Below are 20,859 nucleotides of genomic sequence, written 5' to 3'. Positions count from 1 at the left end.
CTCGTCTCCATCGTATCAGCGTGATTCTACCGTGCGGACGTCCCCCACGAACGCGGTGGCCGCCACTGGCGCGATTGTCGGCGCGCAGTCCAACGCTGTCCAGAAAGGCGAAGTCCTACCCCGGCGCTAGACATCACCTCGGCTGTGGGGCTATCATCGCCGGCGAGCACCGCCACTCTCAACTACTTCGACCCTCCTAAAGATGATGGCCATGCGAAAGTTTATCGGAGTCGGGCTGTTGGTGGCCCTGATGTCCACCGGAGTTCCCACCCAGGTGATGGCGCAGTCGGACGCGGATGCGGCCGACATCGCGCGACAGGTCGAGAGCCTCTCGGCCGAAGGCGCGCAGAGTTTCCGCACCGGCGACTACGACAAAGCCATTGAGCTCTTTGAGCAGGCCTACGCGCTCGACCCGGTACCGAACCTGCTCTACAACATCGGCCGTTGCTACGAGCAGATGGAGCAGTGGGATGAGGCGATCGCGCAGTACGAGCGCTTTATGGTCGCCCCTGATGTGGAGAGCGAGGCACGCTCCCACGCCATGGAGCGGGTGCAGTCGCTGCGCGAGATTCAGTCGATGCAGGCCCGCGAAGATGGCGCGGCAACACCGGAAGAGCCTCAGAGCGCGCCCATTGCGACTCCTGAGCCGGCGCCGCCCAACCGCACCCCGGGCATCCTGACCACCGCCGGCGGCGTGGCCCTGATCGGCGGAGGAGTTGTGATGGGGCTGATGGCCAGCGGTAACGCGGACAGCATCGCCGACACGCAGCTCAGCTACGACGATCGCCTGGGCGCGCGCGACAGCGCGCGCACTCAGGCGCTGGTGGCCGACGTCTTCTACATCTCCGGCGCGGCTGTCACAGCTCTGGGCATCTACCTGATTGTCAGCGCTGACAGCGTCGAAGATTCCCCCCGGGCTTCCCGCTCCGTGCTCACCCCCTGGGTGGGCAAAGGCAGCGCGGGCGTTGGCCTGACCCTCGGCTTCTGAACCCTCGGACGCGCCGCCAGATGACGGCGCGCACCTGCTCCCCAAGACCGAACCTATGTCCTCTTCTCGCGACCAACGCCGAGCGCTCTACGAAAAGCTCGTGGGCCAGACCGTGGCCGATCGCTACGAGATCGTCAGCCTGATGGGCTTCGGGGGCATGGGGGCGGTCTATGAGGCGATTCAGCGCAATATGAACCGGCGCATCGCCCTCAAGTACATTCCCTCCCACAACCCGGTGACGGCCGCGCGTTTTGAGCGCGAGGCCCTGACCGTCAGTCAGCTGCGCCACCCCAACACGGTCACCGTCTTCGACTACGGCCAGACCGACGACGGGTTTCTCTACCTGACCATGGAGATGCTCGCCGGGCGCACACTGACCGAGGCCATCAAGACCGAGGCACCCTTCTCGCCAAAACGCGCGGTGCATATCGCCTCGCAGATCTGCCGCTCGCTGGCCGAGGCGCATAAAAACGGCATCGTCCACCGCGATGTCAAACCCGACAACATCTTCCTGATCGAAGTCGACGGCGACCCGGACGTGGTCAAAGTTCTCGACTTCGGTATCGCCAAAGCCGTCGGTGGCGAAGATGACGTTCAGCTCACCGGCGATGGCCGCATTGTGGGCACGCCGCGTTATATGTCGCCCGAGCAGATCCTCTCGCAGAGCGTCGACCATCGCAGCGACATCTACAGCCTGGGCTGCATCATCTTTGAGATGCTCTGTGGCGAGCCCCCCTTCCAGGGGCCGACGACCACCGCGCTGATGATCAGCCATGCCCAGGATCCGCCGCCTCCCTTCGCGGAGCGCCTCTCGGAGCAGGCGCTGGATATGATCCCGCTGGCGCTCGAGCACGTCGTGCGCCGCACGATGTCCAAAGATCCGGGTGCCCGACCGCAGACCACCGAGGAGTTGCGCGAAGAGCTTGAGAGCGCGCTGAGCAAACATCACGCAGCTCTGGCCGCAGGCATCGCCTCGCCGACCTCGACCGGCAACCACTTTGCCCCCTCCATGCCCGGCGCAGCAGTCGGAGGTTTTGGTGGCACCGGCAACTTCACAGGGAACGGCCAGTTCACCGGCACCGGCAACTTCACAGGGAACGGTCAGTTTACCGGCACAGGCCAAGCGATGCCTCCCGGCGCATCGGCCGCCCAGGCTCCGTCGAAGAGCGGTGCGAACAAGGGACTTATCGCCGCGGTCGTGCTCGCGCTGATCCTCGTTCTTCTGCTGGGCGTAATGGTGTTGCGGGGTCAGGAGCAGAACGCGCCCCAGCCCTCCCCCGAGCTCATCGCGATTCCCGCCGAGCACGTGGTTCCGATCGCCGAGGAGCCTGCCGAACCCGAAGTCACCGAACCGACGGTGGTGGCCGTCAACGATACGATCATCCTGCGACTGACGACGGAACCCCCGGGCGCCACGATCCTGGAGGGAGAGCATACGTTGGGCACCACGCCCTACAACCTCTCGTTGGCCCCGGGAAGCGCTCCCCTGGCCTACCGCCTTCGTCTTGACGGGTACGAGCCGCTTGATGTGCGCATTCCCATCGACCCGGAGCGTGGCCTGCGTCAGGAACTCAGCTATGAGCTCACCGCCGAGGAGCAGCGTCCCACCCGACGCGCCCCTCGCCCCGAGCGGCGTCCACGGCCCTCCGAGGAGGTCTCCCAGACTGAGGAGCCCGCCGAGGAGGAAGCTTCTCCAGAGCCCCGACGCCCCTCCATTGAGCTGCTCGATGATGGGCCTCGCCCCAAAGTCAACCGCCTCTAACCTTCGCCGGGGAGCCCGGCCGCAAGGGGGGCGTCCTCATTCTGAGCGTTCATGCAAAAGATCTGCCCAACCTGTCAGCGCAGCTACGGCGACGACGTCGTCTACTGCCCGCATGACGGCATGAAGTTACGCCTGAGTCGCCCCGAGGGGGACGACCCGATGCTCGGACGCGTGCTCGACGGACGTTGGATCATCGAGAAGGCCATCGGCGCTGGCGGCATGGGTGCGGTCTATCTGGGCCATCAGCGCAGCGTCGACCGCCAGGTGGCGATCAAGACGCTGCGGGCAAACCTCAGTGAGACGGACGACTTCGTCGACCGCTTCTTTCGCGAAGCGCGCATCGCCACCACCATCAACCATCCGCACAGCGTGACGATCCTGGACTTTGGCCAGGATGAAGATGGCACCCTCTACCTGGCGATGGAATACCTGGTGGGCACGCTGCTCAGCGAGCGCATCAAAGAGGGCAACCTCACCTTTGAAGAGATCCTGCGCATCGGCGTGCAGATCGCCTCGGCGCTCTCGGCGGCTCACGACGCCAACATCGTCCACCGCGACTTAAAGCCCGACAACATCTTTCTGCTCGACATCCCCGGCGGGGGCACCTTCGTTAAAGTGCTCGACTTCGGCATTGCCAAAGTCCTGGGCGCGGAGACCCAGGTCACGCGCACAGGCCAGGTCTTTGGTACCCCGCAGTACATGAGCCCGGAGCAATGCCAGGGCCACGCCGTCGACGGTCGTGCCGATCTCTACAGCCTGGGTTGCATCCTCTATGAGCTCGTCGGCGGTCGCCCCCCCTTCTCGGCCGAGACGCCCATGGCGATCTTAATGGCGCATGTCGTCAATGAGATCCCTCCCTTAAGCCAGCACCGCAACCTGCCTGTGACGCTGGAGCGAGCGATCTCCTCGTTGCTGGCAAAGGAGCCGGCCGACCGCCCCGCCGATGCCAGCACCGCACGCGCACTTTTTGAAACGCTGCTCGCTGAGCTTAACCCCGAAGTTCTGGCCAGCGCGCCGGGCCCGGCCACTCCCGATGCACAGCCAGTCGAGCAGCCGCCCGGTGTGGAGCTCACGCTTACCGAGACGCAGACCCATCCTCCCCTGGCCTCGCTGAGCACGCCCATCGACGATCTCGATGATCTGTCGCCCATCACCTTCGGCCGGCGCTCCCGCGCGCCGATGATTCTCAAGGCGCTGGTGGTGCTCGCGATCACAGGCGCCGCGTTCGTACTCACGCGGCCCCCGGCTGCTCCGACAGCCAGCGGGGAGCTCTCGGTCGAGGAACCTTCCCAACCCGCGAAGGGTGACGACGTTGCCTCGCAGGTCGCGGTTGAGGACGAGCATCACGCCTTGCAAGCCGAGCGTGCCCACGAGCAGGCCCGGGGAGACGCTCGGGCGTTGGCGGCCCCGGTCGCCTCACGGGCTCGCCAGACTGCCGAAGCCTTGCATGCCAGCGCCGAGGCGGATCGAAGCTCCGAGGCTCGGCCTTCGCCCAAAGCGCCCCGGCGTTCTCCCGAGAAACGCCCCCGTCCCGAGGTCAGCCCTGAGCCCAGGCCCCAACCGGAGCCGACAGTGCGCCCGACGCCTGATCCTCGCCCCGAAGAGCCGGCCAGGGACGACCCCTTCGACGGATTCTTCTCCGAGTAGTGTTTTTGACTGATTGACGTGGTGTCGCGCTATGGCTTCTGTCCCATCCCATCGCGTCGCACTTGCGGGTGTCGTGTGGCTGGCGCTGTGTACCGGCTGCGCAACCACCTCCAAGAGCGACTACATCGTGCCGGGGACGACCGATCTACGCATCAGCCAGGTGGACTTGCGGGGCGTCGAACAGGTCTCCGAAAGCGAACTTCGCGACGGACTTGCCACGCGCGAAGATCCGGGCTGGCGGGCGGCCGTGCCCTGGCTCCCGCTCATCGGCGCCGAGCGCCAGTACTTCAACCAGTTTAGCTGGCAGCGCGACCGCGAACGCATCGAGACCTTCTACCAGCGTCGGGGATATTTCGGCGCAAGCATCGTCTCAGAGTCGATTATCGAGAACCCGCAGGAGAGCACGATCAGCGTGCGGGTGACCATCGACGAGGGCGAACCCACCCGCATTGAGCGCATTGAGCTTGAGGGACTGGATGCCTCATCGGAGCTCTCCCGCGACGCTCTGCTGAAGGAACTTCCGCTCAACCAGGGCGCGATCTTTACCCAGGATGACTACCTGACCACCCGCGATGCCCTGGGCCGCAGGCTGCGCGAGGCCGGCTACGCCTATGCCGCCGTCAGTGGGCGGGCCTTTGTCGACCCGGAATCGCAAAAGGCCGATGTCTTCTTCTTCATCGACGCCGGCCCCCGCTCCCGCTTCGGAGAGGTTCATATCTTCGGGCTGGAAGACGTCGAGGAGCGCTATGTGCGCGAAGCCATCACCCTGGAGCCCGGTGAGCGCTACGATCCGCAACGCCTCAACGAAACCCAGGAGGACGTCTACGAACTGGGCGTTTTCGGGCTGGTCACGGTGCTCCCGGCCCACGAAGCCCGCGAATTTACCCTGGAGGAAGCCGACGATCGCGACCGCCTGGAGGATCTTCTCGAAGAGAGCAACATTCCCGACGACAGCGACCCCCAGGCCGGCGTCGATGCCCGTCCTCGCCCCGGAGTTGATGCGGCCATCGCTCCCGGTGATGATGGCGCGGCGAATCGGGAGGACGCCTCGCAGAGCAGCGAAACTTCGGAGGATTCCCCGCGCGAGCGAGCGCTGGGCGTCAGTACCCTCTTGGAGAGCGCCCAGCTCGAAGCCGAGCGCCGCAGCCGCCTCGACCCGGAAGTCCCGGTGGTGGTTCGCCTTAAAGAGGCCAAAAAGTACAACCTGCGCGTGGGAGCGGGCCTGGCCGTGGAGAGCGCCCGGCAGGACGTGCGCGGGCTCCTCAACTGGTCGGCGCGTAACTTCCTGGGCGGCCTGCGACGCCTGGACCACTTCAATGCCGCGGGCTACGCCTGGGCTCCCGGGCTTATCCCCAGCGCCGATCTGGTCAACCGCGGGGCGATCCTCTCCAGCGAGCTGCGCTTCTCCCAGCCCCAGTTTATCGAGCGACGCACCAACCTGCGCCTGATCGCCAGCGTGGAGCGCGATGTACGCGAGGGCTTCTCGGTGTGGAACCCCGCGCTGAGAGTGGGGCTGGACCGTCCGATCTTCCGCAAGCTGCGTCTGGAGGCCTCCTACAACGTGGCCTACTACAACTACTTCAACGTCGAAGAGTCGCTCGTCGATGTCTCCACGACCACCCTGGGGCTGGACTTCCAGACGGAGTTTTTGCTCGAATACCTCGAGCAGTCGCTGATCTTAGACATGCGCAACGACGTGCTCGACCCGACCTCCGGCGCCCTGGTCGCCCTGACGGTTCAAGAAGCCGGCGGCTTCGCTGTGGGCGGTGAGTTCGACTTTATCAAGCCCGTACTCTCTGCGGAGGGCTACGTTCCTTTTGATCTTCTGGGCCGCTCGGTGCTCGCGATGCGCACCCGCCTGGGAAGCGTCTACAACATCGGTCGAGACACCGGCGTGCCGATTCAAAACCGCCTCTACAGCGGCGGTACCGATGGGATGCGCAGCTTCGGCCGACAGCGTCTCTCACTCTATACCCCCTCCGGAGAAGCCGTGCCGGTGGGCGGGCTGACCCAGTTTGAATGGTCGGTGGAGCCCCGGGTGCGCCTGGTGCCCAACCTCTTCTCGATCGGCGATGTGTGGGGCGCGATCTTTGTCGACGCGGCCACCATCCTCCGCGGTCAGCTCGAATTCGATACCGCCGCCAACGACCAGGGCACGGTGAGTTTTTCGCAGCTGGCCCCCTCCCTGCTCTACGGCCTGGGGACCGGTGTGTGGTGGAACACCCCGGTGGGCCCGGTGCGCCTGGACTTCGCGTACACCTTAAGCGACACCTCGCAGGACCCGCGCTTTCGGCGCTGCGCCGATCCTTCCACCCAGGGCACCGAGGCCTGTGTCTTTGTGCCTCAGGATGACGATGCCATCCAGGAGTTGCTCGTGGGCTACGGCTTCTACCTGAGCATCGGGCATTCCTTCTAAGTGCCCCGCACCGCTGGCGGGCTACGGCTTCTACCTGAGCATCGGGCACTCCTTCTAAGTGCCCCGCACCGCTGACCGCTACCTGTGACGCCGCGTCGATGCACACGCCGCACGCCGCAGTGCGAGCCCTCGCCCACAAAAAAAAACCGGGCCCGAAGGGCCCGGCATCACACCTACCTACACCCGTGCCACAGGTGGCTCAGGGCACGATCGTGATCTCGGCGCTGCTGACGTCTTTCTCCGAGACCCCGAAGCCGCTCCAGGGCGTCAGGGCATAAAACGCCAGCGCCATCGCCACGATGATGATTTCGACGGGGTTCTCATACCACCAGTCCCAGAAGACCGGGGTCTTTTTACGAGAAATATGCTGGGGGGCGCGCTCGGACATCATTAGCTCAAAGAAGAGTAGGTTAATACCAACGACCAGATCTCGCGCCAGACCTACCACCGGGGGGCCCTCGGTGCAAGAGCCTGCGCTAGAAGCGTCCGCTGAAGCTCACGCCGAGAGCGCGGGTCGCAGCGCCCTCATCAGCGCCTGCAAACCCCGGAGCGGCGGAGGCCGGCGGCAGGTGCCCGCTCCAGTCCCGACCGAGCAAAAAGAAGCCCGCACCGGTTAAGACAACCCCACACCCTACGGCCTGTCCGACGCTGAGCGCCCCGGAGTACACTCCGGCCCCGCACAGCGCGCTTCCCACAAAGCCCGTCACCGCAAGGGCGTTGGCCCACCAGGGCGGCGCGACGCTGATCCGGTCAAGTCGCACCGGGCGGTCCATGGCTCGCTCGGAGCCGGGCATCGGAATCACATCTTCCTCTCCGGTGGCTTCCGCGACCTCGGGCTCCGCTGCGTCGGGGCCCGACTCTTCCGCAAGAGAACCATCTTCGGCGGGCCCCTCAACCAGGGGCGCTTCGGGCTGGCCGACCTCCACCTCGGTGGTTTCCGTGCTCGCAAGTTCTTCACTCTGGCGGGGAGGTGCGGCGCTGCCGACCTGAAAGATGCGTTCGACGGTCGCGCCCGCCCCGACCTCGACCACCGCCTGCAGGCGCTGCCGATCGGGGAAGACCAGCGTCACAACGTTCTCTCCCGCTCCCACCGGCATCGTCACCGGCGCCTGCCCCTCCGACTCCCCCATATACTCATTAAGGTAGACCGTGGCGCCGGCCGGCACCGAGTCGATGACCAGGTAGGCCTGGATATTCTCCTCCAGATCACGCAGCTGATCGATCTTGGCGCGCACTCGCCCCTCGACCGGGCTGTCCTTATCGAGCTCCAGATAGCGCAACAGGGTCTGGCGGGCGCGGGCGTAGTTGCCAAGATTCTCGTAGCTTAAGCCGATGCGGTAGAGAAGGCGCACATCCTCGAGCACATCGTAGGCCTGGCGGTACTTGAGCAGCGCGCGGCTGAACTCTCCGGCATCGTAATGACCGTTGGCCTCCCGCACCGTATCGAGCGCCTCTTCTGACCCCTGCGCATAGAGCGGCGCGCAGACACACAGGGCCACCACCGCCACAAGCGCGCCGAACCATCGTCTCATCGAGCGTGCGCTCACCATGAAAACAGCTCCAGTCAAAGCCCCTCGCCAGTGCGGGAAGCCGTTGTATCATCACGTCGAAAGCGTTCAACGGGCTGCAACCTAACGAGCAGTCCGCCCCGAGGCAACCACAACGCTCCCTCGGGGGATGCGCGGTTGCTAAAGAGCTGCCGGCGACTATATTACTCGCCAGCAGCTGTCCTGCCCCGCGGTCGCGGCCCTCTCCCCGAGAGCGCCGTTGTCCCAAATCCGGCCGACCTCGCTACGATACCGCGGGCATCTGGAGGACACAAAAGGCGTAACAGGCCCAGAACAAAGGATCTTCATGGCACGGTTGATGTCTAGCACGGAGCTTCAACAGCGTATCGTAGAAGGCGAAGACTTCGTACTGATCGACATTCTCAACCCCGAGGATTACCAGCGCGAGCACATCCCCGGCGCAATCAACATCCCTGTGGAGTCGCTCAAGGAACGCGCCCGCAAGGATCTTGGTAAGAATCAGCGCATCGTCGTCTACGGCGACAGTCACGACGCCGAAGCGTCCACCCGCGCGGCAAAAATCCTCGAGGAGCTCGGGTTCCGCAAGGTCTCCGACTTCGACGGTGGCCTGGACGCCTGGAAAAACGCAGGCTTCCTCACCGAGGGCAGCGAGGCTCAGATCGTCGGCGAAGTCACCCGCCTCTGATCACCTCACCCTGGTGCGACCCGGCCATCAGCGACGCCGGGTCGCCGCGCAACATGCATAAAAAAACCTCGCCAGCTTGCGGCGAGGTTTTTTATGGGCGCTCTTCCTGCCGGAGACGTTTTAGTCTTCGACGGTGGCTTCCGCGCGGTAGAGGATCACATCACCCTCGGAGTTGGCCACCAACGCCTGGTACTCCGTGCCCGGGTTCTCCTCGACCTTGGCCCACTCACCGGCCATCTCATCGGCTCCTTCCTGCGTGCGGAAGAGTGCAAGGTGCGCCGTCTCAGCCTCGCGGTCGTAGCGGATCAGTGCCAGCATCGTCTCATCCTGAACCTCGGAGGCCTGCAGATAGGGCCCGCCCTCAATGGCTTCGAGCTCGTCCATGTCGACGATCTCCTCTTTGCCATCAGCAAGCGAGCGCACCACCAGGCCGTTGTCTTCGCTCTTGGCGACGATCACGACCTCTTTGGCGGGCGCGCCATCGAGGTTCACCCGGCCGCGTTTCTCTTCCTCGGCAGCCAGGAGGTAGATGCGGTGCGGAGCGATCCCGCGCGAGTCGAGCAGCTTCTGCAACCGGTCGCGCTCCTCAAGCAGCTCCAGGAAGCGCTGTGCGTCGCGCACGTTCGTGGTCCGAAACTCCACCTCTCCCTCCTCATTGAGGATCTTGCAGTGGCGCGCACCGCGCTCAATGACCAGGCCATCATAGGACATCAACTCGTCTTCATTCGACGTCACGATTGTTACCCTTTTGTTTCGAGATTTCTGAAGAAGTTCGGGACTCAAAACCCACCAACGGGTCGTTATCATTAGCACACGCGTGCCCCTTGTAAAGTAGGTCACGTCAGATGCGCCCGCATCCCCCCCCTTCTTGCACCCCGGCGCGGGCTGTGCGACCACATCCTATGAGTAGATTTCGGGGCGACAAGGCCGTGTTCTCACCCGCCGCGCCCCTGTCCTTCTAGAATGACGTGTCCGCTATGATGAAGTTTCTCCTGCGCCATCGCCCCCATTCCACAGCCTGGCTCCTGGCGGCACTTTTGCTCGCCGGTTGCGCCCATGATCTACAGCGGGGCGAAGAGGCCCTGCGCGCCGGTGACGCCGCCCGCGCCGAGCAAATCGCACGCGAGCAGCTCGACGAAGAGCCGTCCGACGCCCGCGCCAACCTGCTCCTGGCCGAGGCCCTGGAGGCCCAGGGCAACCATCAGCAGGCCCTGCGGCCGGCGACCCTGGCGGAGAACTCCGGGGAGTTCGGCGCGCGCGCCTCCACACTGGTTGCACGCATCAATGAAGCGCTCAACGAGCCGGCGGAGGCCGCGCTGGCGTACCTGCGCGCCCGCGAGCACGATGTTGCGGCGGTGGATGACGCGTCTTTGGCCGAGCTCCTGGAAGCCGGCATCACCCACGCCGAAGTTCGCCAGCAGGTGTCGACCCTCATCAGGCTGCGCGGCGCGTTGCGCGGCATCAACCCCGATCACCCCGCCGCTGCCCTGGAGCGCCTGCGCGCCGACGCTCTGGCCTACGCCGACGATCGAGTCGCGCGGCGCCAGTACGTCGATGCGGTCGAACTCCTTGAAAGTACGCTCGCCGAGGACCCCGACTTTGAGGCCGGTGCCGCCCAACTCGGCGAGCTCTACCTGAGGCTGGATCTTCCCGATGAGGCGCTGCGCGTCTGGCGCGACGCCGCCTCCCGCGCCCCCGACACCGAGGAACGCTCCCGTCGACTGGCCAGTTACGCCGATCGAGCCTCAGAGTTCGAGGCCTATACCGCCGCGATCGCTCTTTTTAACGACGCCATCGGGTTGCTCAACCCGCCCCACCCCGAGCTTGCTAGCCTCCATGCGCGCACAGCCCGGGCCTACGTAAGTGCCGAACAACCCGCGCGGGCTGAGGCTGCTCTGCGGGCCTCCATCGACAACCTCCCCGCTCCACCCACCGCCGCAGATTACACCCGTGTCGCGCGTCTGGCCGCCGACAACGGCGCCCCCCAGGTCGCCCTGAACCTTTTGCTCGACGCCTCGGAGTCCGTCGCGCTGGACTGGCCGATGACCGAACTTCTGGCCAACCTGCTGGCTGCCCGCGCGCGCCTCGATGAGGTTGAGACGCTCATCAACCGCTTCGTCGAGGACAACCCTCCGACCCACCTTGCGCTGGGACGCGCGGCCAGCTGGGCCCAGCAACGCAACAACCTCCCGCTGGCGCGCTCGCTCTATGAGCGCGCCCTTCAATTTGCCGAAACCCCCGATGACGCCAACCTCGCGCTGGGCATGGTGCTCATGGAACTCAAAGAGCGCGAGGCGATGCTGCAGGCCTTTATGGCCTACCTGCAGGCCGTCGATATGGAGACCTCCAGCGTCCTGCAGATCACGGCGCTGCTCACGCGCGAACGCTTTTTTGAAGAAGCCGAACGCCTGCTCAAACGCCTGGGAGGCCAGGCTCGTCAGGATATCCGCGTGGTTGAGGCGCTTGCCAGCCTCTACGCCACCTGGGGCCGCCCGGCGGACGCCGAGGCCACCTACGACGCCTGGATCGCCTCGCGCGGCAACAAGGAAGAGGATCTTCGTTTTGTCGCCGAGCGCTTCTGGCGTCTGGGCGATCCGGGACGCGCGCTGAGCTACTACGAGCGCTCCGCCGGCGCCGGCAACCACCGCTCCTGGCTCAATGCGGCCGACATCAACTTCGAGCAGGGCCGCTTCCCGGCGATGAGCACGAGCCTGGAGCGCTACATCGCCAACAGCCCCCCCGAGGAGCGTGAGAGCGCGCTGGCCGACGCCCTGATGCGCTACCGCCGCGCCAACCTCCCCGATCGCGTCGAATCCACGCTGCAGGCCCTCCTGGAGCAGGCCCCTGAGGACTGGCGCTGGGTCGAACAGCTTGCCGATCTCTATTTTGATACCGGCCGCGACGAACCCGCCATCGCCATACTGGCGCAGTTTATCGCCGTGACCGATATCCCGGCCCAGGCCTTTGAGGGCATTCTTGCGCGGCTGAGCGCGCGCCAGCGCGCCTCCGCCGCGCTCCCCCTGGCCCGCCAGATCTTCGGTGAACGCGACGACTACACCTCCAACCGGGTCTTCGGAGATGTCTACGACGCGATGTCGCGCGAGGCCTCCCCCGACGACGCCACCGAGCTGCGCCGGCGCGCCGCCCAGCATTACCGCCGCGCCCTGGAGCGAACTCAGGACACCCCCGAAGGCTGGAGCGAGCAGGCCGACGCCCTGCTGCGAGACTGGAGCAGGCAGGCCGACCGCTGGCGCCAGCGCCACTTCTTCGAGGTTGCCCGCCTGGCCTACGAACGGGCGATCGCGCAGGGCAACTCCCCAACCTCGGTGGCCATCCCCTACGCCGAGACTCTGCTTCAGCTCGGTGAGTTCGAGCGCGCCGAAGCGACTCTGGAGCAGCTCCATCGCGACCGATCCCGCAGCATCCGAGACGCGATCCGTATCGCCGAGTTGCTCATGAAGTTCGGGCGCTACGAGGCCGCCGAGCCCTACCTTAAGCTCCTCTTCGCCTCACCCGATGCCGACGCCAACCGTCAGGGCTTTACACTCCTGGCCACGATGTACCGCCAGCAAGACCGCCTCGATGAACTCAACCCGCTCATCGACAGCTACCTGGCCAAAGCCCCCAACACGCTGATCGCCCGCCAGCTGATCTTGAGCACGCTGGAGAGCGCCGGAATGTGGGATGAGGCCATCGACCAGCTCGAGCGCATCGCCTCCATGGCGCCGGGCGACCACACCTACCTCATCGCCCTCAACCACTTCCGCGCCGGCCGCACCGACAAGGCCAGCACGATGCTCACGCGCTGGGCATCCGAGAGCACGCAGACCGAGATGTGGCTCGCCGCCTCCGACTTCCTGGCAAACCACGGCGAGGTGCAACGCGCACTGACACTGCTCGACGAGGGCGTTCAACGCGCCCCCGGCGATCGCGCGCTGCGCCTTCAGCGCGCTACATTGCGTGCGCGCGCCGGGCACATCGACCCTGCGCTCGAAGACGCCAGCTACTGTTTGCAAGAGGCCGATGGCTGCCCCGAGGAGCTCCTCACCCGCTTTGCCGATGCGCTCAGCGCGGCGGGCCGCTTCGACCTGATCGCCCCCTTTGCGGACCAGCTCAGCTTCAACCAGCTTCACTTCGTCGGTCAGAGCCCCGGACACATTCACCCCACCCTGCTCTCCAGCGATCCGGCCCGGGTCCGTGCCTTCGCCGATAGCGTGAGCGGCCTGGGCGGGGGCGTCCACGAAATCGTCAGCCAGCTCGACGATGCCGGCTACTACGCGCTGGCCCAGGAGATGCTCGAAGACGAGCTCCAACAGGGTGACGCCACGACCGGCGCTGAGCTTCTGATCGCCCGCCAACTCGCCGTCACCCCGGGCGCAGCTGTGAACGATCTTCTGGTGACGCTGCGTCCGGTGATCGACCCGCTGGAGCGCAACAATGATTATTTCGTCGGCCCCGTCGGCGACACACTCATGCGCATGGGACGCCGCGATGAAGCGATCGTTTATCTGCGCGCCGCAGTCGATGCCGGCGACCTCAGCTACCTGGGTCAGCTCGCCCAGGCCCTGATCCTGGAGGGCCAGTTTGATGAGGGCATGGACCTCCTGATCCGCGCCGTCGAAGCCCCCATCGCCCCCACCGGGAACGCTGCCGATGCAGCGATGCGCCTGGAGCTCGCCGCACAACCCGAGCTCGCCAGACGCCTGCTTCAGGAGCTGTCCGCCCGGCCCACGACGACCGCGGAGGCCTTCCCGCTGAAGATCCACTACGACCTGGAGTATCACGGCGACGTCCACCAGGCGCTGAGCGACGTCAACACCCACCTCGACTGGATGCGCCAGCTTCGCGGGGCCGACTTCGGTAAAGCGTTGAGTTCCAACGCCATCGAAGACGCGATCATCGGAGCGCTGGAGACCATCGCCTCCCTGGGCTACATCGACGCCGTACTCCCCCACCTCGATACGTTGCCCGCGGAGCTTCGCGAATCGCCCAGACTCGGCCGCCTTCGGCTGCACGCCGCGATGCTTCGCGGCGACGACGAGGCCATCGACGCTGCCGTCAAGGCGCTGCTCGCCAGCGCCAACAACGCCCCGGAGGCGCGCCGCGAGATCACCCTTCAACTCCTGGCCTTCGGACACACCGCGCGCGCCAACGCCGTGCTCGCGCCCCTGACCGAGACCCGGGCCTCCGATCCGACCGACCTTGCGCTGCAGCTCGCGCTCCTCCGCGCTGAAAACGCCCCCGACGCCGCCATCACAGACGCCGCCGAGGCGCATATCAACGCCAGCGCCGACCGCCAGCTCGCCCGCACCCTGGTCAGCCAGCACCTGAGCAATCTGGCGCTCGACGACCTCGCGCTGGACATCGCCCGCCGCGGCGCGGCCAGAATTCCGGTTGCCTCCGAGCTTGGCCTGGCGCTCAACGCCGCGCTCATCGACGGCGACCTCGACACCCTTCACGCCCTTCTGCCACAGGCGATGCGCACCGCCGATGAGCCCGAGGCTGTCCTTGGCAACCTCTACCATCGCAGCCGCTTCAGCCCCGACATCCGGGTGCCCCTGGCCATCCTCGATCATCTTCAGGCCATTCACCCCGCGTCGATCAGCTGGGAGATCGAGCGCATCTACCTGCGTTTTCGCAATGGCGATGTGGACGAGGCGCGCGAGCGCATGCTGGCCATGGTCGAGCGCACCGAAGCCCACCCCTCGGTGGTGGACGCGCTGATTGCCATGCTGAGCAGCGAACGCCTCGATGTCGAGATCGCCCGCGTGCTCGCCGGCGAACTCAACATCGATACCCTGGGTCCCCTCCACCTGGGTGCCATCGCCGAGGCCGAGCTGGCCCTGGGATTTGAAGAGCGTGCTCGCCCCTGGCTTGAGCGCCTGGACGCGCTGGCCGGCAGTCCCTCAAACCGGGTGGCCATCGCTGCCAACCTCAACAAGCGCCGACGCTACGCCGCCGCCCTCCAGGCCCTGGGGACGCCTCAGAGCGAAAACTCCCCGGCCTACGACGCCGCACACGCCATCGCCACGATGGGATCCGGGCGGCCCGCAGCCAACGCCCTGCTCAACGCCATGCGCCGCGGCCTCCCCTCGCTCAACACGCTCTACGACGGGCTGGTCGCCGCCATCGACGGCGACCTCCCCGAAGACGCGCGCCTGCTAATGGAAGCCCTCGCCCAGACCCCGGTGGTCCAGGCCTACGCCGCAACCCAACCGCTGCAGCGTGTGCTCACCGCCGGCGCTCTCGACCGCAGCGGACGCGGCATGCTGCACGTGCGCGACTTCCTCAACGCCCGTCTCCCGCGCATCGCCAGCAGCGCCGGCATCAACTGGCAACAGTTCGCCGGTCAACTCGCCGAGGCCTACCGGCACCACGATCCCCTGGCCGCCTACGGCGTCTACCGCGACCGCATCTACCAGTCGCTACTGACCAGCCCGCGGCGCGAAAACCTGGCGGTCTACCTCAACAACCTGGCCTACATGTACGCCACCACCGACAACCATGTCGACGAGGGACTCACGCTTGCCAGGCGCGCCATCGCACTGGCCGGCGGCCGAAACTCCAGCTACGTCGACACCCTGGGCTGGCTCTACTTCCGCCAGGGCGACCTTCAGCAGGCCCACGACACCATCAGCAGCGCGCTCAACCTCTACGACGGCAGCACCGCCGGCCTCGAAGAGCTCTACCGCCACCTTGGCGAGGTCCTCGACGCCCGGGGCAAACACCACAGCGCGGCCTGGATGCATATCTACGCCGACCGCATCGGACAACGCGCCCCCTGGGATCGCGTGTTTTAAGGCTTGCGCCGCGTGATGCAGGCAACACGCGGTCTGCAACAACGAAAAAGCCCGGGCATCTGCCCGGGCTTTTTCGTTGTTGCTTCTCTCTCTGTCGCAGCATCGGCTCGGCCAACTCAGCCTGCGATCTCGCCACCAGAGTCTTCGTCCCACTCCAGAAAGGGCCCCGGCAACTGCTCATCTTCATCATCAAAGGGGATGTCGATCACCGGCGCAGCGGCCACCGGCTGGGCCTGAAGGCATTTGACCAGCGCCTGAATCGCAATGCGCCGACGTGAGCCCAGCGCCCGGTTCACCACAAGTTTGAGCTGGCTGTAGCCCAGCACATCAATCGCCCGGAAGTCGTGCTCATGCATCGGCGCCGGATCTTCGAGACGATCCACAAAGGCGTCGGCCAACCCCAGCAAACACGCCGTGTAGGTGTCGCTGACGTTGACGACCTCCACGTTCATCCCGCGGTGCGCAAAGACCTCGCGCGCCAACGCCGGATAAGGCGTCGCAATACGCGCCAGAGGCCGCGACGAAAGGCTCGCAAAGGTCTCGCCCTTGGGCGCGGCCAGAATCAGCGGGTATCGCCCGAACGCAAAGGTATAGGGCCGCCACACCTCCACGCCCGTCTCGTTGAGAAGATCGGTGCTCATCACCCCCAGGTGACTGATGGCATGCTCGACGTAGGTGCCAACGTCGGCCGGTGCCAGCGGAAAGACCTCAAAATCAAAACCGCAGCCCAGCGGATCCCCCACGTGATGGAGCCCCGGCATGTCCAGGTCCGGCAGGGCGAAACCGCAGGCGCGCAACTGCTCGACGATCCCGCCGAGCTCCGCGCTCATGGGCAACGCCAGCCTCAAGCTCTGTCGCTGTGTCATCCTCGCTCCTCGCCACGGGCAATCACGCGCGTGGGCAGGTTATTGCGTCGTCGCTCCAGAACCTCTTCAAAGCCCAGTACCGCATCGCTCTCGCGCACCGTCACCACCTCATGCGCGCGTCGGCGCGCGCCTCCCTGGGCGACCTTCGGGTGCAACAGCTCCACCAGCGTCTCCAGCGAGAACGAAAACCCGACCGCCGGCGTCTCTTTGCCAAAACGCCCGATCAACGTGTCGTAGCGCCCACCCCGCGCAAGCCTGCGGCTGGCACCTTCCGAAACCACACTGAAGCCGATACCCGTATAATAACCCGGCCCGTCGATCTCACCGAGGTCGATACGCACCTTCTTGCCGTAGCCCAGCTCGGCCAGCGTCCGCTCAATATCGCGCAGATAACGCACCCGCTCGAGCAGCTCCAGCTCGTTAGGCAACGCCTTCTCAATCCAGTCGAGCTGTTGCAGGCCGCCCTCCAGCCCGGCGAGCACCGCGATGGAGTCGATGAAGGGCCTGCGGGTGCCCAGGCCTTCGAGGATCAGGCGAACCTCATCCGGATCGCGCGCCAGGATCGCCTCTTCCACATCTTCGCGGATGCGCCTGGGCGCGCCGGTCGCCTTAAGGAGGTGACGCGCCAGCTGATGATCGGCCAGGTTGATGTGGAACATCTTCAGCCCCAGGCGCTCCAGCACCTCGAGCACCACCAGCAGCACTTCCACATCGGCCACCAGCCCGCCGCGCCCGATGAGCTCGGCGCCCAGCTGGTAGCTCTCAACCTGCGCGCCTGAGAAGCTGCGCTCAATGCGCACGACCTTGTTGGCGTAGCTCACCCGCAGCGGCAGCGGCAGCCCGGTGAGCTGAAACGCAAAGGTCTTGGCCACCGCCGGCGTCACATCGGGGCGCAGCACCATGAGGTTGCCCCCCCGATCCACGAAGCGAAAGCTGCGCGCGATCTGATCTTCGTCGAGCGCACCTTGCAGGGCGTCAAAACGCTCCAGCAAGGGAATTTGAATTTCTCGGTAGCCCCATCCGCCAAAGACCTGCATCGCCTGGGCGGTCACCTGTCGGCGAAGGCTCACTGAGCGGTCCAGCGCCGGCGTCGCAAACTGTATATCCAGCACGTTGTGCTCCCTGGTGGGTCAACTTATCACGTCGCGCGCTTGCCACTTCGGCGCCCTTTTAGGGGGGCTACCTCAGAGTGTCAATGCCACCTCATCACGGACACGCTCACGCCTTATGCCCGTCGATGTCGGGCCCCTACGCCAGACTGGATTATTCGCACGCGGCGATCTACACACGTAACGAATTGAGAACCCCGATCCTTCCCTTGCAGCGGACCATCTATGGCGCCTCTTCACCCCTGTCGTCGCCCTCTCCTACTCATCGCCTTCGTCGCCGCGATGCTCCTGCAGACGCCCCTGCCGGCCCGGGCGCAGACCGCGCCCCAGGGGCCCTACCCCGCGCTGAGCGCCCCGGCCTCGGTCGAGCGCTCCGGCACCCGCGATGCTGCCATCATCGTCGCACTGCAGGACTATGTCTTTTTGCCCGACGTCCCCGGCGCGATCGACAACGCCAACGACTGGGAGCGTTTTTTCAGCGATGACTTAGGCGTCCCCCGCGTCCACACGCTCACCGACCGCCAGGCCACCCGCGAGCAGCTTTTGCGCTTCGCCGAGCAGGCCGCCTCCGAGGTCGGTGAGGGCGGTACGCTCTGGTTTGTCTTCATCGGCCACGGCGCCCCGGGCTCGGCGACCGACGGGCTCCTGGTCGGCGTCGACGCCCAGCAAGACCCCGACAGCCTCCAGGCCCGCGGCCTCTCCCAGCAGGCGCTCCTCGATGTGCTCAACGCCGGCAACCAGGCCAACACCGTGATGGTTGTCGACGCCTGCTTCAGCGGGCGCGCCTCCAACGGTGACCCCCTGGCCCCGACCCAGCCGGTGATCCCGATCAACGTGCGGCCGGCCTTGAGCAAATCCACGGTGATCCTCTCGGCGGCCGAGGCCACCGAATTTGCCGGGGCGCTCCCCGGCGCCTCCCGGCCGGCCTTTAGCTACCTGCTGCTCGGCGCGCTGCGCGGCTGGGCATCGTCGGAGACCCGGGTCAGCGCGCGCGACGCCTGGTCCTTTACCCGTCGCGCGCTGCGCGGCATCCCCGGGCGTTTTCAGCAGACCCCCTCGATCTTCGGAAACGAGGAGCTCGTGCTGGTGCGCGGCGCCTCCGAGCGCAATCCGGGCATCGAGCGCATCATGCGCACCGCCGCCACCCCGCGCCCCGAACCCACCCCGGCGCCAACCCCCACCGACCAGAGCTCGGCGCGCTACCAGAGCTTTGCGCTCAGCCCGGGCTTTGTCCCCGACCCGGCCATCGGCCGCGGCCTGGCCGGGGGCCGCATCAACGCCGCCTCGCTGGGCCCGGTCGCCGGCGGCGAATGCATCGGCATGGTCGATGCGCGCCCCGACCACACGCTAAAACTCAACGCAGACTTCGCCTACGTGCGCATCGGCATCACCAGCGAAGTCGACACAAGCCTGGCCATCCGCCGCCCCGACGGAAGCTTCTTGTGCGACGACGACACCCACGGCCTCAACCCCGAGATCGCCGGGCGCATGCCCGCCGGCGACTACCAGATCTTCATCGGTGCCGTCGGCCAGGTCAGCGATCCCGTCTACCGCCTGGAGATCTCCGAGCGCCCGGCCAACGCGGCTCCCTCCCGCAACGTCGAGCCCCCGGAGCCGGCGGCCGAGATCGCATCCATGTCCCTCTCCCGGGGCTTCACCCCCTCCGAGGCCACCTTCAGCGGGGTCGCTGACCGTGACGCCGACGCAAGCAGAATCCCGGGCTGCATCGGCGAGGTCAACAGCCGTCCCGAACTCCTCCTCGTCCTCACCAGCCGCTTCTCCACCCTCCACCTGGGGGTGAACTCCCCGGCCGACACCTGGCTCATCGTCCGCCGTCCCGACGGCAGCTTCCTCTGCGACGACGACGGCCGGGGCCTCAACCCCCGCATCAGTGGCGCCTTTCCCCCGGGCGTCTACCAGGTCTACGTCGGCTCACAGTTCAGCAGCAGCCCCTCCTACGACTTCTACGCCTCCGAGAGCAGCACCGGCATCCCCTCCCCACAGGCCGCACCCTCGCCCGGGGCACACTACCAGAACTTCTCGCTCCGACCGGGCTTCTCGCCAGACCCCGCCATCGGCACGGGCGCAGCCGGCGGCAGTCGCGACGCCTCGATTATCGGCGGGACCGCCCACGGCCCCTGCACCGGAAGAATCGATACTCGCCCCGACCACCGCGTCACCCTGGAGAGGAGCTTCAACTACCTGAGATTTCGCGCCCGATCGCACTCCGACACCTCGCTTGTGATCGTGGGCCCGGACGGCAGTTTCTACTGCAACGACGATAGCGACGGCCACGACCCGCTCATCGAGGGCGCATTCCCCGCCGGCGAGTATGGAGTGTTTATCGGCAGGGTCGGCTTCGGAACTGACGTCGATTATGCGTTGGAGATCTCGGAAATTCGCTAATACGCCATGAGCAGAAGGTGAAGCCGGCGGATGCCGAGATTGAGCGTGACGCGGGCAAGGCGCAAAACGCAGGCAATGTTTGAGTATCGTCGGGGCTTTGCAACGTCGTTTGTGCGGCTCTCCATGCAGCAGACACGGCGTCAACGATCGCTCACGGCGCAATAAGCCCCGATGAGGCAAAGACTGCGCGATGGGTTCTTAAACGCGAGAAGCGCCTGGCCATGAACGCCAGGCGCTTCTTTTTTTGGTGTTGCTTGCCCGGAACTCGGCTCTCACTGATCCCGACGCAGCCCCGCCTCTCTCACAAAGGGCCGTGGCGAGTCGTGATGCCCTCCACCTCCCCCCAAAACCGGTCACCGACCCCCTTTTTCGCCCCTCCCCCCGACAACCAGTCACACCTCCACCGCTTTTCAGGCAGGTCACCGTGACAGAATGGCACACCTCAACCGCCTCAGGGGGGAGGTCACCTCCCCCAACACACGCGCTTTGACCGCGTTTCGAGGAGGTGATTGTGCCAGATTGGCACACCTCGACCGGTTTTGCCGGGGGTCGATGCAGATTTCTCGCACGCAATGACCGCTTTTCGGACAGGTCACCGTGCCAGATTGGCACACCTCGACCGCCTCAGGGGGGAGGTCACCTCCCCCAAAA

General features: G+C 65.9%; 12 protein-coding genes. 7 read left to right on the top strand and 5 right to left on the bottom strand.

The annotated features are described in order from the left end of the window. Nucleotides 1–211: 211 nt before the first annotated feature. From EA187_RS10870 to EA187_RS10855, 4 genes are read left to right on the top strand one after another with little or no spacing between them, the layout of a single operon-like run. Nucleotides 212–988, top strand: coding sequence for a tetratricopeptide repeat protein (locus tag EA187_RS10870; protein WP_164856193.1), 777 nt, complete (start codon nt 212–214; stop codon nt 986–988). A gap of 55 nt (nt 989–1,043) precedes the next feature. Then, nucleotides 1,044–2,750 carry a serine/threonine-protein kinase gene (locus tag EA187_RS10865; protein ID WP_127780281.1) on the top strand — a complete coding sequence of 569 codons (1,707 nt, stop codon included), beginning with the start codon at nt 1,044–1,046 and terminating at the stop codon, nt 2,748–2,750. A 51-nt stretch (nt 2,751–2,801) separates the two neighbouring features. Then, nucleotides 2,802–4,397, top strand: a complete 1,596-nt coding sequence (locus EA187_RS10860; RefSeq protein ID WP_127780280.1) for a serine/threonine protein kinase — start codon at nt 2,802–2,804, stop codon at nt 4,395–4,397. Nucleotides 4,398–4,428: 31 nt separating this feature from the next. Then, entirely contained in the window at nt 4,429–6,813 is a 2,385-nt protein-coding gene (locus EA187_RS10855) for a BamA/OMP85 family outer membrane protein (protein ID WP_127780279.1), read from the top strand. 199 nt (nt 6,814–7,012) lie between these two features. On the opposite strand, the gene EA187_RS10850 is transcribed toward EA187_RS10855, so the two are convergent. After that, the gene (locus EA187_RS10850) at nt 7,013–7,201 is read right to left on the bottom strand and encodes a hypothetical protein (protein ID WP_115604192.1); all 189 of its coding nucleotides are present in this window, start codon (nt 7,199–7,201) and stop codon (nt 7,013–7,015) included. A gap of 88 nt (nt 7,202–7,289) precedes the next feature. Next, a complete protein-coding gene (locus EA187_RS10845) occupies nt 7,290–8,345 on the bottom strand; it encodes a PEGA domain-containing protein (protein ID WP_164856192.1) in 1,056 nt (351 codons plus the stop codon). Nucleotides 8,346–8,679: 334 nt separating this feature from the next. Here EA187_RS10845 and EA187_RS10840 point away from each other — a divergent pair, with 334 nt between their 5' ends. Beyond that, nucleotides 8,680–9,027 (top strand): rhodanese-like domain-containing protein, encoded by a 348-nt coding sequence (locus tag EA187_RS10840; RefSeq protein WP_164856191.1) that lies wholly within the window; start codon nt 8,680–8,682, stop codon nt 9,025–9,027. Between the two features lie 120 nt (nt 9,028–9,147). Here the strand turns inward: EA187_RS10840 and EA187_RS10835 are convergent, their stop codons facing one another. Next, complete coding sequence (locus tag EA187_RS10835) at nt 9,148–9,738, bottom strand: hypothetical protein (protein WP_115604186.1); 591 nt, start codon at nt 9,736–9,738, stop codon at nt 9,148–9,150. A gap of 266 nt (nt 9,739–10,004) precedes the next feature. Between EA187_RS10835 and EA187_RS10830 the strand changes: the two genes are divergently transcribed. Then, a complete protein-coding gene (locus EA187_RS10830; protein WP_127780276.1) occupies nt 10,005–15,827 on the top strand; it encodes a tetratricopeptide repeat protein in 5,823 nt (1,940 codons plus the stop codon). Between the two features lie 116 nt (nt 15,828–15,943). On the opposite strand, the gene EA187_RS10825 is transcribed toward EA187_RS10830, so the two are convergent. Then, a complete protein-coding gene (locus EA187_RS10825) occupies nt 15,944–16,693 on the bottom strand; it encodes a type 2 periplasmic-binding domain-containing protein (protein ID WP_115604182.1) in 750 nt (249 codons plus the stop codon). After that, nucleotides 16,690–17,805, bottom strand: coding sequence for an ATP phosphoribosyltransferase regulatory subunit (locus EA187_RS10820; protein ID WP_127780275.1), 1,116 nt, complete (start codon nt 17,803–17,805; stop codon nt 16,690–16,692). The genes EA187_RS10825 and EA187_RS10820 overlap by 4 nt, the downstream gene beginning before the upstream one ends. 222 nt (nt 17,806–18,027) lie before the next feature. Here EA187_RS10820 and EA187_RS10815 point away from each other — a divergent pair, with 222 nt between their 5' ends. Continuing rightward, nucleotides 18,028–20,208, top strand: a complete 2,181-nt coding sequence (locus tag EA187_RS10815) for a caspase family protein (protein ID WP_127780274.1) — start codon at nt 18,028–18,030, stop codon at nt 20,206–20,208. Nucleotides 20,209–20,859 lie beyond the last annotated feature (651 nt).

Source organism: Lujinxingia sediminis (assembly GCF_004005565.1).
GTDB classification, from domain to species: domain Bacteria; phylum Myxococcota_A; class Bradymonadia; order Bradymonadales; family Bradymonadaceae; genus Lujinxingia; species Lujinxingia sediminis.
The sequence above is the reverse complement of the archived record's forward strand: the minus strand, read 5'-3'. Positions and strand labels throughout refer to the sequence as shown.

Bases quoted from the DNA above. Each gene is read 5' to 3' on its own strand.
- EA187_RS10870 (WP_164856193.1), top strand. From the start codon at position 212: ATGCGAAAGTTTATCGGAGTCGGGCTGTTGGTGGCCCTGATGTCCACC.
- EA187_RS10865 (WP_127780281.1), top strand. From the start codon at position 1,044: ATGTCCTCTTCTCGCGACCAACGCCGAGCGCTCTACGAAAAGCTCGTG.
- EA187_RS10860 (WP_127780280.1), top strand. From the start codon at position 2,802: ATGCAAAAGATCTGCCCAACCTGTCAGCGCAGCTACGGCGACGACGTC.
- EA187_RS10855 (WP_127780279.1), top strand. From the start codon at position 4,429: ATGGCTTCTGTCCCATCCCATCGCGTCGCACTTGCGGGTGTCGTGTGG.
- EA187_RS10850 (WP_115604192.1), bottom strand. From the start codon at position 7,201: ATGTCCGAGCGCGCCCCCCAGCATATTTCTCGTAAAAAGACCCCGGTC.
- EA187_RS10845 (WP_164856192.1), bottom strand. From the start codon at position 8,345: ATGAGACGATGGTTCGGCGCGCTTGTGGCGGTGGTGGCCCTGTGTGTC.
- EA187_RS10840 (WP_164856191.1), top strand. From the start codon at position 8,680: ATGTCTAGCACGGAGCTTCAACAGCGTATCGTAGAAGGCGAAGACTTC.
- EA187_RS10835 (WP_115604186.1), bottom strand. From the start codon at position 9,738: ATGTCCTATGATGGCCTGGTCATTGAGCGCGGTGCGCGCCACTGCAAG.
- EA187_RS10830 (WP_127780276.1), top strand. From the start codon at position 10,005: ATGATGAAGTTTCTCCTGCGCCATCGCCCCCATTCCACAGCCTGGCTC.
- EA187_RS10825 (WP_115604182.1), bottom strand. From the start codon at position 16,693: ATGACACAGCGACAGAGCTTGAGGCTGGCGTTGCCCATGAGCGCGGAG.
- EA187_RS10815 (WP_127780274.1), top strand. From the start codon at position 18,028: ATGGCGCCTCTTCACCCCTGTCGTCGCCCTCTCCTACTCATCGCCTTC.